This is a genomic window from Ruegeria sp. CDSA236 (assembly GCF_059611285.1).
The window spans coordinates 81,352-94,413 of the sequence record NZ_JBXWPG010000001.1 but is presented as its reverse complement, the minus strand read 5'-3'; the positions used below and the strand labels follow the sequence as shown (position 1 = coordinate 94,413).

The 13,062-nt window shown below is 55.8% G+C and carries 15 protein-coding genes; 2 read left to right on the top strand and 13 right to left on the bottom strand.

Going from position 1 to position 13,062, the window contains the following annotated elements; genetic code table 11:
• Positions 1–10 precede the first annotated feature (10 nt).
• The 5 genes from AC2FLB_RS00485 to purC all read right to left on the bottom strand — a co-directional run bounded on the left by AC2FLB_RS00485 (position 11) and on the right by purC (position 4,388).
• On the bottom strand, positions 11–1,789 hold the full coding sequence (locus tag AC2FLB_RS00485; RefSeq protein ID WP_496691283.1) for a sensor histidine kinase: 1,779 nt from the start codon (positions 1,787–1,789) through the stop codon (positions 11–13).
• Positions 1,790–1,825: 36 nt separating this feature from the next.
• Positions 1,826–2,494 (bottom strand): phosphoribosylformylglycinamidine synthase subunit PurQ, encoded by a 669-nt coding sequence (gene purQ / locus AC2FLB_RS00480; protein ID WP_271946978.1) that lies wholly within the window; start codon positions 2,492–2,494, stop codon positions 1,826–1,828.
• Positions 2,495–2,516: 22 nt separating this feature from the next.
• Positions 2,517–2,747, bottom strand: coding sequence for a phosphoribosylformylglycinamidine synthase subunit PurS (gene purS, locus AC2FLB_RS00475; RefSeq protein ID WP_142633967.1), 231 nt, complete (start codon positions 2,745–2,747; stop codon positions 2,517–2,519).
• Positions 2,748–2,842: 95 nt separating this feature from the next.
• Positions 2,843–3,502, bottom strand: coding sequence for a MarC family protein (locus tag AC2FLB_RS00470; RefSeq protein WP_496708420.1), 660 nt, complete (start codon positions 3,500–3,502; stop codon positions 2,843–2,845).
• 130 nt (positions 3,503–3,632) lie between these two features.
• Positions 3,633–4,388, bottom strand: a complete 756-nt coding sequence (gene purC, locus AC2FLB_RS00465; RefSeq protein WP_496708419.1) for a phosphoribosylaminoimidazolesuccinocarboxamide synthase — start codon at positions 4,386–4,388, stop codon at positions 3,633–3,635.
• A 186-nt stretch (positions 4,389–4,574) separates the two neighbouring features.
• On the opposite strand from purC, the gene AC2FLB_RS00460 reads away from it, so the two are divergent.
• Together AC2FLB_RS00460 and bmt are read left to right on the top strand one after the other, a co-directional pair.
• Complete coding sequence (locus AC2FLB_RS00460) at positions 4,575–4,892, top strand: DUF1476 domain-containing protein (protein ID WP_142633973.1); 318 nt, start codon at positions 4,575–4,577, stop codon at positions 4,890–4,892.
• Positions 4,893–5,010: 118 nt separating this feature from the next.
• Complete coding sequence (bmt, locus tag AC2FLB_RS00455; protein ID WP_496708418.1) at positions 5,011–6,024, top strand: betaine--homocysteine S-methyltransferase; 1,014 nt, start codon at positions 5,011–5,013, stop codon at positions 6,022–6,024.
• Positions 6,025–6,029: 5 nt separating this feature from the next.
• Here the strand turns inward: bmt and AC2FLB_RS00450 are convergent, their stop codons facing one another.
• From AC2FLB_RS00450 to murI, 8 genes are all read right to left on the bottom strand, one after another.
• Entirely contained in the window at positions 6,030–6,806 is a 777-nt protein-coding gene (locus AC2FLB_RS00450; protein ID WP_142633977.1) for an enoyl-CoA hydratase-related protein, read from the bottom strand.
• Between the two features lie 71 nt (positions 6,807–6,877).
• Positions 6,878–7,336 carry a cytochrome c-type biogenesis protein gene (locus tag AC2FLB_RS00445; protein WP_496708417.1) on the bottom strand — a complete coding sequence of 153 codons (459 nt, stop codon included), beginning with the start codon at positions 7,334–7,336 and terminating at the stop codon, positions 6,878–6,880.
• The gene (locus tag AC2FLB_RS00440) at positions 7,333–9,297 is read right to left on the bottom strand and encodes a heme lyase CcmF/NrfE family subunit (RefSeq protein ID WP_496700960.1); all 1,965 of its coding nucleotides are present in this window, start codon (positions 9,295–9,297) and stop codon (positions 7,333–7,335) included. The genes AC2FLB_RS00445 and AC2FLB_RS00440 overlap by 4 nt, the downstream gene beginning before the upstream one ends.
• 75 nt (positions 9,298–9,372) lie before the next feature.
• On the bottom strand, positions 9,373–9,951 hold the full coding sequence (locus tag AC2FLB_RS00435; protein WP_496708416.1) for a holin family protein: 579 nt from the start codon (positions 9,949–9,951) through the stop codon (positions 9,373–9,375).
• Positions 9,942–10,553, bottom strand: a complete 612-nt coding sequence (locus AC2FLB_RS00430) for a holin-associated N-acetylmuramidase (protein WP_496708415.1) — start codon at positions 10,551–10,553, stop codon at positions 9,942–9,944. The genes AC2FLB_RS00435 and AC2FLB_RS00430 overlap by 10 nt, the downstream gene beginning before the upstream one ends.
• 121 nt (positions 10,554–10,674) lie before the next feature.
• A complete protein-coding gene (gene ccmE, locus AC2FLB_RS00425; protein WP_281972148.1) occupies positions 10,675–11,121 on the bottom strand; it encodes a cytochrome c maturation protein CcmE in 447 nt (148 codons plus the stop codon).
• Positions 11,122–11,128: 7 nt separating this feature from the next.
• Complete coding sequence (gene argC, locus AC2FLB_RS00420; RefSeq protein ID WP_496708414.1) at positions 11,129–12,157, bottom strand: N-acetyl-gamma-glutamyl-phosphate reductase; 1,029 nt, start codon at positions 12,155–12,157, stop codon at positions 11,129–11,131.
• Positions 12,158–12,251: 94 nt separating this feature from the next.
• A complete protein-coding gene (murI, locus tag AC2FLB_RS00415) occupies positions 12,252–13,061 on the bottom strand; it encodes a glutamate racemase (protein ID WP_271946944.1) in 810 nt (269 codons plus the stop codon).
• Position 13,062: the final 1 nt, after the last annotated feature.

Here is a 13,062-nt window from a genome sequence, read left to right as displayed (position 1 = left end):
TCATTCCTCGTTATTCAGCGGCCTCAAGGCCATCGCTTCCAAGTATCGGCAGTTGCATCTCAAACACCGCGCCACCGTGCTGGCTGTTGCGCGCGGTCAGCCGTCCCCCATGGTCGTTCACGATACCGGATGAGATGGCAAGCCCCAGACCGACTCCATCGCCGGGTTGTTTGGTCGTGTAGAACGGTTCAAACAGGTTTTCGATGTCTTCAATCCCATAGCCATTATCGCGTACAGTCAGCACCGCCTGGTCACCCGCGGCCAGTATGATTTCAACATCCGGTTCCGATACAGACTTGGTGGCGTCCAAGGCATTACGCAAGAGGTTCACCATAACCTGTTCGATCCGCATGCGGTCGCCCATGACTAGTACCGTTTCTTCCGGCAGTATCTGCGTAATCTTGACGTGCCTCTGACGCAGTTGCGGCTCCATCATTGACAGCGACGAAGCCAGCGCTTCGCCAAGGTTAACTGGTGAAAACGCATCCGCACCCTTGCGGGCGTAGGACTTGAGCTGGCGTGTTATTGCGCCCATCCGTTCAATCAGGCCGTCGATGCGGCCAAAGCTGGCCAGCGCCTCTTCGGGGCGGTTCCGCCGCAGCAGCAATCGCGCGCCGGCAAGATAGGTCTTCATTGCAGCCAAAGGTTGATTCAGCTCGTGGCTGACGGCCGCAGACATCTCGCCTAGGGCCGCGAGTTTCGAGCTTTGGGCCAGCGTCTGCTCGGCTACTTCCAGCGTCTTTTCAACCCGTTCCCTCTCAGCGATTTCCCGCTGTAGCCTTGCGTTCAATGCGCGAAGCTCTGCCGACTCGCGCTGGAACAAGGCCATTCTGAACGTCGCCCTACGGCTGAGCGCATAGAAGGCAAGCGCCAACAGAATCGCAAAACCCATGATTTCCAATGCAAGAACGCTGTTTACCTTCTCACGGATCGAGGCGTAGGTCGTGAACGAGGTCATGGTCCAGCCGCGGAATGGAATGCGTGTCTCCATGCGGATCACCGCCTCGCCCTGTAAATAGGCGTCGGGGGGCAGAGCCGTCCAATCGGTCGTGGCCCTGATAGCGCGCTGGATGGCACTTTGCGGCGGCTGCCGCAGCATGGCGGCCCCCTCCTCTACTCCGCGCCATTGCGGTTCGGTTGACAGAATAATGGTGCCCGTACTGTCAGCGACCAGAACAGCATCGGAGATACCTGCCCAGGCGCGCTCAAATTTTTGCAGATCAACCTCGACGACTATGACCCCAAGGATGTCCGACGAGGCCTCCATCCGGCGCGAATAGATAAAGCTGTAACCACCAGATTCCTTTTCAATCACGGTGAAGATGGTCGAGTTTGACCGAATGGAATCTACAAAATACGGCGCGTTCCGGTGCGTCTCGCCCAAACGATTGCGATCGGTTGCGGCCACAGACCGGCCATCCCGATCCAACAGCATCAATGACGCGGCGCCGATTTCCTCGACGAAGGAAATAAGCCGCTGCGTAGACAGGGTAAAATCACTGGATTGCAGCGCCGAGATCAGCGTCGGGTCGCGTGCCAATAGCTGCGGTACAATCGCATTTCTGCGCAGCTCGCTCAGCAGGTTCCCGGAATACAGAGCAAGGCGCAGCTCGGCCCGGTTTCGCGTGGATTCAGTAAACCGATCCGTCAGCAGACTGTTGGTTATCCATATCGTCGCAACCGTTGCCAGCAAAAGCACCAGAACAGCCGCGCGCAAAGGCCAGCCAAGAGGCGCAGCGCGGAGCGGTTTGAACAGTGCAGACCAGGTAGAGCGTGTGTCGGAACTCATCCCCGAAAGTTACGCGGGCTAAGATGCAAGCTCAAGTCACGCAGGTGCGACGATGCCCGACAATGCGCGAAACAATGCCGTTCCATCGGTGCCACCATGCCCTTCGTCTGCCGCTCGTTCGGGATGCGGCATCATACCAAGAACACGGCGGTTTTCAGACAGAATGCCCGCAATGTCGCCAACCGAGCCGTTCGGATTCTCGGTATAGGTGAATGCGATCCGGTCGTGATCCCTGAGCGTGGACAATGTAGCCTCATCCGCGAAATAGTTTCCATCATGATGCGCAATCGGAATGCCGATCACATCGCCAGCGTTATAGCCTTGGGTAAAGGCGCTGTCGCTGGTTGCGACCTTCAGGCCTACGGTACGACAGATATATTTCAGGTTCGCATTGCGCAGCAGAGCGCCGGGCAGAATGCCCGTTTCGGTCAGGATCTGAAAACCGTTACAGATACCAACCGCATACCCACCCCGTTCGGTGTGGTCCACCACGGCCTTGCAGATCGGGGATTGTGCGGCAATCGCTCCGCAGCGCAGGTAGTCTCCATAAGAAAACCCGCCGGGGACACCGACAATGTCCACGCCCTTAGGCAGAGCGGCATCTTTATGCCAGACCATGTCTACCTGGAACCCGGCCTGTTCAAAGGCAACGGCAAGATCCCGATCACAGTTGGAACCGGGGAAAACGATGACAGCTGCGCGCATGGCTAGCCCTCCTGCAAGCGGTTCAGACCAGTTCGATCTCGTAGCGTTCGATGACCGTGTTAGCCAACAGTTTTTCGCACATCTCGGTGACGTCCGATTCCGTCGCACCCTCGGCGAGTTCAAGATCAATCACCTTGCCCTGACGGACGCCTTCGACCTGATCAAAACCCATGGCACCCAATGCGTGGCGCACCGCTTCACCCTGCGGGTCAAGTACCCCGGTTTTCAGCATCACATGCACACGTGCTTTCATTTACTGCAACTCCAGCTGAGGGCCGGTAATTGAGGCCCGTTCCGTTGTGCGCGGGGATAGCGCGACTGTCGGCGTTCGACAACCCTTGTCAGCACCTACCCGGAACCCTTTAGCGCGGGATAATGCGTATCTATTGCGTTGAAGGTCCCTGTCAGAACCATTTCAACCGCTACGGCAACCAAAATGATGGCCATAACACGGGTGATCACATTGATCATTGTCGGCCCAAAGAACCTGGAAATAGGGTCAGCGAATAACAATCCCAGCCCGACAATAGCGCAGGCAATCAAAACGGCCGCCCCCAACGTTACTACCTCGGCGCCGTCGGGCAAACTATGCGCGAACACAATGGTTGTCGCGATAGTGCCGGGCCCAATCGTCAACGGGATAGCCAGGGGAACAACCGCAATGTTCTTCTTCTGCCCGCCATATTTAACGGCTTTCTGATCGCTTTCTGACCGGTCAGACGCGTTCAGCATCGACATGCCAACCCCAAGAATGATCAACCCACCAGCGATGCGAAAAGACGGAATGTCGATACCGAAAAGCGCCAGAATTTCTTCGCCGATCAGTACCGAAATCAGTGATACAATCACCACCGTGGCTGTCACAACCATTGCAACGCGTTTACGTTCTGGCGGGCTGTACCCCTCGGTCATGCTGAGGAAGATCGGGATGCCGTATAGCGGGTTGAAGATCGCCAGCAGCGCAGCGAGGAACTTTAAAAATACCGCCTGATCAAATAGCTCGGCCATTTTTTTTCACCCGATTACGCTTGTTCAACAGACAATGCCGGACAAGCTGCGGCCCTGTCAAATACCCGATCTCAATTAAAAAACGCCGCCCGGTATTGGCGGCGTTTTTGCATTGTTCTTCGGCTTTCGATCAGTTGATCAGGGTCGGTTTGGTCACATTGCTTTTCGGCAGAACACCTAGGCGACGCGCAACTTCCGAGTAGGCGTCGGTCAGGCTGCCCAGGTCGCGGCGGAACACGTCCTTGTCCAGCTTCTGGCCGGTTTCGATATCCCAAAGACGGCAGCTGTCTGGGCTGATTTCATCCGCTATGATCAGGCGCTGGAAGTCACCTTCATAGACGCGACCGATTTCAATTTTGAAATCGACCAGACGAATGCCAACCGCCAGCATCACACCGCTCATGAAATCATTCACCCGCAATGCTAGGCTAAGAATGTCTTCCATGTCCTGCTGGCTGGCCCAGCCAAAGGCGGCGATATGTTCTTCGGTGACAAGAGGATCACCCAACGCATCGTCCTTGTAGCAGTATTCTACTATCGGGCGCGGCAGCTGTGTCCCCTCGGCAATGCCAAGGCGTTTGGACATCGTGCCAGCCGCGAAATTGCGAACAATAACTTCAAGCGGTACGATTTCGCAGTTGCGGACCAACTGTTCGCGCATGTTCAGGCGACGGATGAAATGGGTCGGCACACCGATTTGATTCAACCCGTTCATGAAGTATTCGCTCAGGCGGTTGTTCAGCACACCTTTCCCGTCGATCACGTCCTTCTTTTCAGCGTTGAAGGCGGTGGCGTCATCCTTGAAATACTGCACGATTGTACCCGGTTCAGGGCCTTCATACAAAATCTTGGCCTTACCTTCGTAAATTTTCTTGCGACGCGCCATGAGCGACCTTTCCAGACTGTCGCGAGGGAAAAAGTTCCTTCGCCTTGGCGCTCTCTTAGTCCAACCCCCACCTTCCCGCAAGTTCCGAGGACCGAGAGGCTTTGACGCAGCGCAAATACCTTGCACCCGGATCGTCGTATCGTCATATCATTAAGGAAAGAACTACCAACCCAAGGGGTCCAACTGATGACTACGTTTGACGAGCGCGAAAATGCATTCGAAGCAAAATTCGCCCATGATGAAGAAATGCAGTTCAAAGCACAGGCGCGTTGCAACAAACTGCTTGGCCTTTGGGCGGCCGAAAAACTGGGCAAAACCGGTAATGAAGCCGATGAATACGCAAAATCCGTTGTGATTTCAGACCTGGAAGAAACCGGGCACGAGGATGTCGTGCGCAAAGTTTCCGGCGATCTCGGGGATCTGTCTTCGGATGACGATATCCGCGCAAAAATGGCCGAGTTTCTGGTCGAGGCCAAAGCACAGGTTCTCAACGAAACCAACTAAGGTCTCCCCGCAATATTCATGATCTTCATGAGATTTATGAATTTGATTTGACGCCCCGGTCATGAGACACGGGGCGTCTCGCATTTTTAGCGCGGCTCGACAGTTTCGGAATATTCTTATGACAAATGCGCTCAGCAAACTTCTGGACTCCAACACGACTCTTTTGGCGGATGGAGCAACAGGTACAAACCTATTCAACATGGGCCTGCAGTCGGGCGACGCGCCCGAGCTTTGGAACGTCGATGCACCGGATAAAATCCGCGCGCTGTATCAGGGTTCGGTGGACGCAGGCAGCGACCTTTTCCTGACCAACACATTCGGCGGGACATCTGCGCGTCTCAAACTGCACGAGGCTCAGAACCGGGTCGCTGAACTGAACCGCGCAGGCGCAGAACTTGGCCGTGAGGTTGCTGACAAAGCCAACCGTCCGGTTATCGTCGCGGGATCGGTCGGACCAACCGGCGAGATCATGCAGCCTGTTGGCGCCCTGTCCCATGCCGATGCAGTGGAAATGTTCCACGAACAGGCGCAGGCATTGAAGGACGGCGGTGTCGATGTTCTTTGGGTCGAAACCATCAGCGCCCCGGAAGAGTTCAGGGCCGCGGCAGAAGCCTTTGCGCTGGTCGATATGCCTTGGTGTGGCACGATGAGCTTTGACACGGCTGGCCGCACCATGATGGGTGTCACATCCGCCGACTTTGCTCAGTTGGTTGAAACGCTCCCTAACCCGCCGGTTGCCTTTGGCGCAAATTGCGGGACTGGCGCGTCTGATATTCTGCGCACTGTCCTTGGATTTGTCGCACAAGGTACGGAACGGCCGCTGATATCAAAAGGCAATGCCGGTATTCCGAAATATGTGGACGGACATATTCATTATGACGGCACGCCGGAACTGATGGGCCATTATGCGACCATGGCGCGAGAGGCCGGCGCAAGCATTATCGGCGGATGTTGCGGCACAATGCCCGAGCATCTGCGGCACATGAGAGCTGCGCTTGACGATGCCCCGTCCGGTATACGCCCAACCCTTGATCAGATCACAGACGCGCTGGGCCCGTTCTCATCCGCAACTGACGGGACTGGCGAGTCCGCCCTTCCGGAACGGCGCGTGCGTAAACGCCGCCGCGCCTGAAAACCTCAACGCCCTTCGAATTTCGGGGGGCGTTTTTGCATGAAGGCAACGACGCCTTCGGAAAAGTCTCGGCTGCGGCCACATTCACCTTGCAGATGCGCCTCTGCCTCGAGCTGTTGCGGCAGAGTGTTTTCATAGGTGCCGCGAATAGCCTTTTTGATGGCGCCAAACCCTGAGGTTGGACCTTTGGCCAGATACATGGCCCGCTTGCGCCAATGCGCTTCGAACTCCGCGTCGGGAACGGCTTCCCAGATCAGGCCCCAGTCGTCGGCCTGACGAGCACTGATCTTATCGGCAAAAAGAGCAGCGCCCATGGCTTTGGCGAACCCCATCTGGCGCGGCATAAACCAGGTGCCTCCAGCGTCGGGCAACAGGCCGATACGGGCAAAAGCCTGCAGGAAATAAGCACTCTCCGTCGCGATCACGATATCCGCGCATAGCGCTAGATTGGCCCCTGCCCCCGCAGCAGCGCCATTTACTGCGGCGATTGTTGGAACCGGGCAATTATAGATTGCTTCAAGCATGGGCTCGTATTCGTCGCGCAGCGTGCGCTCAAGATCAATCTTCCCGGTGCTTGAGGCATCACCTAAATCCTGACCCGAGCAAAAAGCGTTTCCCTTACCGGTCAAAACAATCGCGCGGGCATGGGTGGCAGCGTGTTTCATCGCGTGCGTGACTTCGGCCCGCAACTGAGCGGTCATTGCGTTCAACTTCTCTGGGCGGTTCAGAGTTACCACTGCTAGATCATCCGCAATGTCCAACAGGATCGCTTCGTATTCCATCCACCCCTCCAAGGTTCGCTGCGCCTGCGACCCTGCCTCAATTTCCAATGAAGGAAAAGGTGAACCGAAGGTCAATCTTTGAGGATTTCGCGTAATCGTTCTTTCTCGGCGTCGCTAAGGAGGCCGTCACCTTCCCTTCGGTCCTGTTCCGCCGATCTTTTGCGTAAAAAGCTGAAACCAGTCGCCACAGCGATCAAAAGCATGATCGGACCGGCCAGCCACAAAAGGATGTTCGATCCTGACGTTGTTGGCCTTAGCAAAACATATTCGCCGTAGCGATCAACGATAAAGTCAATCGCCTGTCGATCTGTATCGCCGGCCACCAGACGTTCGCGCAATAACAGACGCAAGTCACGGGCCAATCCTGCATTGCTTTCGTCTATGCTTTCGTTGCGGCAAACCAGACAGCGCAAGCCGGCACTCAGATCCCGCGCCCTCTGTTCCAGGATCGGATCATCAAGCACCTCGTCAGGTTGGACAGCCATGCTTGGCGTTGCCAATAAAAGCAGTATCAGTAGAAACCGTTTCATTCCGCCGGAACCCCCTGCGTCGGCGTCTTGCGCGCGCCTGCCGCAACTCGAAAACGTCTGTCGCACAGGCTAAGAACGCCTCCGAGCGCCATCAGTAGGCACCCACCCCAAATCCAATTCGCTAAAGGCTTGATATAAGTCCGCACGACCCAGCCACCATTTGCCTGCTGATCTCCAATGACGACGTAAAGATCCCTGAAAAACCGATAGTCAATCGCAGCTTCAGTCGTTGGCATCCTTGAAACTGGGTAGTCGCGTTTTTCCGGATGCAGTGTTGCGATTGTTCGACCGGCCTGTTCGACCTTAACATCGGCTGTTGTTGAGAAATAGTTGGGCCCCTCGACATTCCGAACCTGTTCAAGTGTCAGGGTGAACTGGCCAACCTCGAAAGGCTGCCCCGTCTGCGCAACGCGGATATCCTCGACCTCCCATGCGGTCAGCCCGGCGATGGCAAAGATCGTAACCCCCAGTCCGGTATGGGCTGCAGCCTTGCCCCAATCGGCACCGGGCAGTCTGAACAGACGCTGCAGGTTGTTTTTTCTTCCAGTACGGCTCCAAAGGTCCACAATAGCGCCAAATGTGATCCAGGCCCCCAGAAACAGCCCCACGGGTCCCAATGCGCTGCGACCGGTCTGCATGACCCAAACGAGCAAGCCAAGCGCAACCGCCAGAAGGAATGCGAACCGCAACGAATGCGCCGCCTTGCCAAGCTTTCCACGTTTCCACGGAAGCATTGCACCAAGCGGTAATACAATCCCCAGCGCAACCATGAACGGTGTGAACGCCGCATTAAAGAACGGCGCGCCGACCGAGAGTTTGCGATCAAATGCCATCTCGGCCACCATCGGCCACAAGGTTCCGAAGAACACCACGAAACAGCTGACCGCCAGTAGAATATTGTTCAACACCAGGGCGCTTTCGCGGCTGACCATACCAAACACGCCCTTGGCCTCCATCGCTTGCGCGCGTGCCGCATAGAGTGTCAACGCACCGCCAATGAAGACCACAAGAATGATCAGGATAAACACGCCGCGTTCAGGATCATTGGCAAAGGCATGTACCGAAGTCAAAAGCCCCGATCGCACAATGAACGTCCCGATCAGCGAAAAGCCAAAGGCGATGATCGCCAGAAGGATTGTCCAGCTCTTCAGCGCTTCACGCTTTTCGACCACGATAGCAGAATGCAACAGTGCTGCCGCCAATAGCCACGGCATGAAAGAAGCGTTTTCGACCGGATCCCAGAACCAGAACCCGCCCCAGCCCAGCTCGTAATAGGCCCACCAGGATCCAAGCGCGATCCCAATGGTCAGAAAAATCCATGCGGCCAGCGTCCAGGGACGCACCCACCTCCCCCAAGATGCATCCACGCGCCCTTCGATCAGCGCGGCCACTGCAAAGCTGAATGCCATGCTCAGGCCGACATAGCCCAGATACAGAAACGGCGGGTGGAATGCCAAACCTGGATCTTGCAATAATGGGTTGAGATCCCGCCCATCAAACGGGGCGATAATCAGACGGTCAAATGGGTTCGAGGTGAGCAGGATAAAAGCGTAAAACGCCACCCCTACGGCCGCCTGAACCGCCAGCACGCGCGCTTTGAGCGTCGGAGGTAACCCTGCGCCAAAAAAAGCGGCCATGGCCCCGAAAACTGCGACGATCAGGACCCACAGTAACATTGACCCTTCGTGGTTGCCCCACGTGCCGCTGATTTTATACAGCATCGGTTTGGCGGAATGGCTGTTTTCAACCACTATCCGCAATGAGAAATCAGAGGTGGTAAAGGCCCAGACCAACGCCGCGAAAGAGAAGGCGACTAACAGAAACTGTGCAATAGCGGCGGTTTCTGCAAAGGACATCCAGCCAGTCCACCGTTTCGCCGCCCCTATCAGCGGAATGACCGTCTGAACGATGGCGACGAGAAAGGCGAGTATCAGCGCGAAGTGACCAAGTTCTGTAATCATGGTCCCGCATATATTCCTGTTGAGGGACAATCACCAATCACTTTCGCCTCTGCAGGACGCACATAGTGTCGCGGGTCAGGCGGGCCGACCCCGCCGCCAATCCTCGAGCGCAGGGTTGAAATCGGGCTTTAGGACCTCATCGGCCAAGCCTGCATCTGTCCCAGTATCAGCGACCCCTATCAAACGCTCCCGCATCTCTGCCAGTGTTTCGATGTTTTCCATAACTTTCGGAGTACGTGTCATCGTTGCCGAAATTTCACGCTGCAGATCCTGCACCTTGGTCTGGTGTCTTGCGCCGAAATAGAACGAGACGACCACGCCCAACAACCACCACAAGGGCTCAGGCACCAGCGCAATCCCCTGCATCCGAGCGGCAAACCAAAGCGGATCGACCATAGCGGCGATAAACAGCCCCAATGTTCCCAAGGCCATGGCGGGGCGCGGCAGCCGGTTGAGCCCGTCCATAAAACGGTCAAATGCACCTTTTTGAGCCCGCTCGAACTCAGCCCTATACTGTTCCAGTACTCCCTGTTGTCGCGTCAGGTCGCGTTTAGCGCCATGCTCAGCATTTTCACGAAAGACTTCCGCTGTTTCACGCACGACATTTCGACCCTCGCCAAACAAGAACGCAAATATTCCCGAGATCAGCCCCATTCGGAAACCCTCCTTTGAAACTCTGCGTCGCTAAGATGATAAGTCGGTGACAGGAATTCCTCAGCGCGTCGTATCCAGCCACCTTTTGCCCCAGACCGGGACCGAGCATATTTGCGAGAGGCTGGACGCCGTTCCGCTATCCGGAAATAATAGTTTCTCCTGGCAACGCCATAGGCATCCCGCAGCGCGACAGGGTCCGGTTCAGACGCAGCACTACAAGCCTGCGCCGTCTGCGGGCCTACAACGCCATCTACGACGACATGATACCCCATTTCACGCAGCAAATGTTGCATAATTTTAACAGCTTGAGCGCCTGAATTCACGTACATGTCGAAAACAGATGGCTGCAGAATGTTAGGCAGTAGGTGTAATCGTGGTTTTGAGAAATAGTGGCGGATAAAGATTTCAACGGCCTGCGGCCGGCTCAGCCGCCTTACATCGGATACATCAACGTTCCCGTCCTGCGTCAGGTCCAGTTGCAATCTGCGCATGGTATGGATTGTTACGCCGAATTTTGTCGCTCCACCCGGATCGTCGGGGTCATCGACAAAACCACCTTCACGCGTAACTATCTGTTCCGCGATCTGCCGAACCGTCTGCATGTACTGTTCTCCAACTTGGGACAGACAGACGCTCGGACAATTCTGTTAATACAGCTAAAATAGAAAGGGCGCTGCATGTCGATCCACGCAACGCCCGAATTCCGATCTCAAAGCCTATGGCTCAGCTCTCGCCGGCCTCCTTGTAAATACCTTGTTCTTTCAACGCGTCCACAACCTCTTTTGGCATATAGGTCTCATCGTGTTTCGCAAGAATTTCTGAGGCTTCAAAGACTCCGTTTACGTAGCTTCCGGTGCCAATCATACCCTGGTTTTCCGAGAACAAATCAGGCAAAACTCCAGTGAACGTGACCGGCACACTTTCGCCTCCGTCCGTCACCACAAAACGCACGGTTTCCCCTTGCCCCCGCACGATCGAACCCTCTTCGACCAGACCACCGATCCGGAATATTTCAGTCGGTTTTGGCGGCTCTGCCATTACTTCACTGGGTGAGCGGAAGAAATTGATGCCGTCCTGCATAGCGTATCCGATCAACGCCGTAGACACTGCCAAAGCAACGATTGACAGAAGGATGATTTGAACGCGACGACGTTTCTTGAGCGTTTTCATTTGTTCCTCATGGGAAAAGTGGGGCCATCATCAGACCCGCAGTTTCAGCTTCACCTAACATCAGGTTAGCGTTCTGCAAGGCTTGGCCACTGCTACCTTTTGTCAGGTTATCCAGTGCTCCGATCACAATGGCGCGCCTCTCGATCCGGTCGCTGACCACGCCGATATGGCAGAAATTCGAGCCGCGCACATGGTGGGTCGAGGGTGTTTCGCCAAATGGCAGCATCTGGATAAATGGTTCGCTTTCATAGGTTTTCACAAGCGCTTCATAAACGCTCGTGGGGTCACCTTTGACATATGTAGTGGCTAGGATACCACGGTTTGCTGGAACCAGATGCGGAGTGAACTGAACATTGACCGGGCGCCCTGCAAGGGCAGAAAATTCTTGATCGAATTCCCCCAAATGCCGATGCGTACCGCCAACAGCATATGCGTTATACCCTTCGCTAAGTTCGGCATGCAGCAGGTTTTCTTTCAGCGACCGCCCGGCACCAGACACCGCGCATTTGAGGTCCAGAATGATGTCATCCAGATCAATGACACCGGCCGAAATCAAGGGGCGCAAAACATATTGTCCGGTGGCGGCGTTGCAGCCTGTTCCGGCAACCAAGCGGGCCGTGCGAATTTGATCGCGATAAAACTCGGTCAGGCCGTAAACGGCCTCCTCCTGCTGCTCCAAAGCCGCATGAGGGTTGCCATACCATTTTTCATATTCCTCAGGGTCGCGTAGCCTGAAATCGGCGGACAGGTCGATGATCTTCAGGTCCTTCGGCAGATCGCGGATAACTTCCTGGCTGGTTTTATGTGGCAGCGCGCAAAAGCACAGGTCGATCCCTGAAAAGTCGATTTCCGAAATCTTGCCAAGAACCGGAAGCTGCAGGTGCCGCAAATGAGGGAACACCTGCGCCATCGACTGTCCGGCTTTCCGCTCGGCAGAAAGTGCAGCGATTTCCATATTCGGATGCTCGGCAATCAACCGAACCAGTTCAGCGCCGGTATAACCCGAAGCGCCCAGAATTGCGATTTTGTGGGTCATCTTGGACCTCTTGAAACTGTATGCCACTGTTCATGCCCGCCACTGTGACGGTCATGGGATTACGGGTTCTTTCAGGCCGCGTCTTTGACCAAAGTCAGACAGCCTCGAAAGTAATTTGTCGTCGGAGGAACTGGGTGGCGCGATCACTGACAACGCCTGGCTTACCAGTGGTCAGATAACCGCCCTTCGCCGCACCCTGCATGTTCGGGTGCCGCTGCAAATAGTCTGCCAGACTTTCGGCAACCAGATCACCCTGGCTGAACACCTCAACGTCGGGTCCTAAGGCCTTCTGAAACGCCTCAGCCATTAAGGGATAGTGCGTACAGCCCAGTATTGCGGCCTGAGGCTCTGGCATCTTGCGTTTCAGGGCGTCCACATGGCTTCGCACCAGCGCTTCGGCCAGGATCATGTCGCCTTCCTCGATGGCATCAACGACCCCACCGCAAGCCTGCGCCTCAACATCTACGCCAATCGCACGAAAGGCCAACTCGCGTTGAAACGCACGACTGGATACGGTGGCCGGGGTCGCAAACAAAGCGACATGTTTGACCGCGACCTCACGCGGCGGGCTGTTGTCGCCCCATTGCCGCTCAGTCAGCGCTTCGATCAAAGGAACAAAAACGCCCAAGACGCGCTTGCCTTGAGGCACGCCCTCTTCCTGCATCCGCCGCAAAGCAGCAGCGCTGGCCGTATTGCAGGCCAGAATCACCAGATCACAACCCCGGTTCCAGAGGTCGTTCACCGCACCCCGGGTCAGCTCATAGATATTCTCTACATCACGCACCCCGTAAGGCGCATGTGCGCTGTCCGCGTAATACAGGAAATCAACGTCGGGAAGACGTTTCTGCGCGGCGTTCAGAACGGTCAGACCGCCCAAACCAGAATCAAAAATGCCTACTGCCATT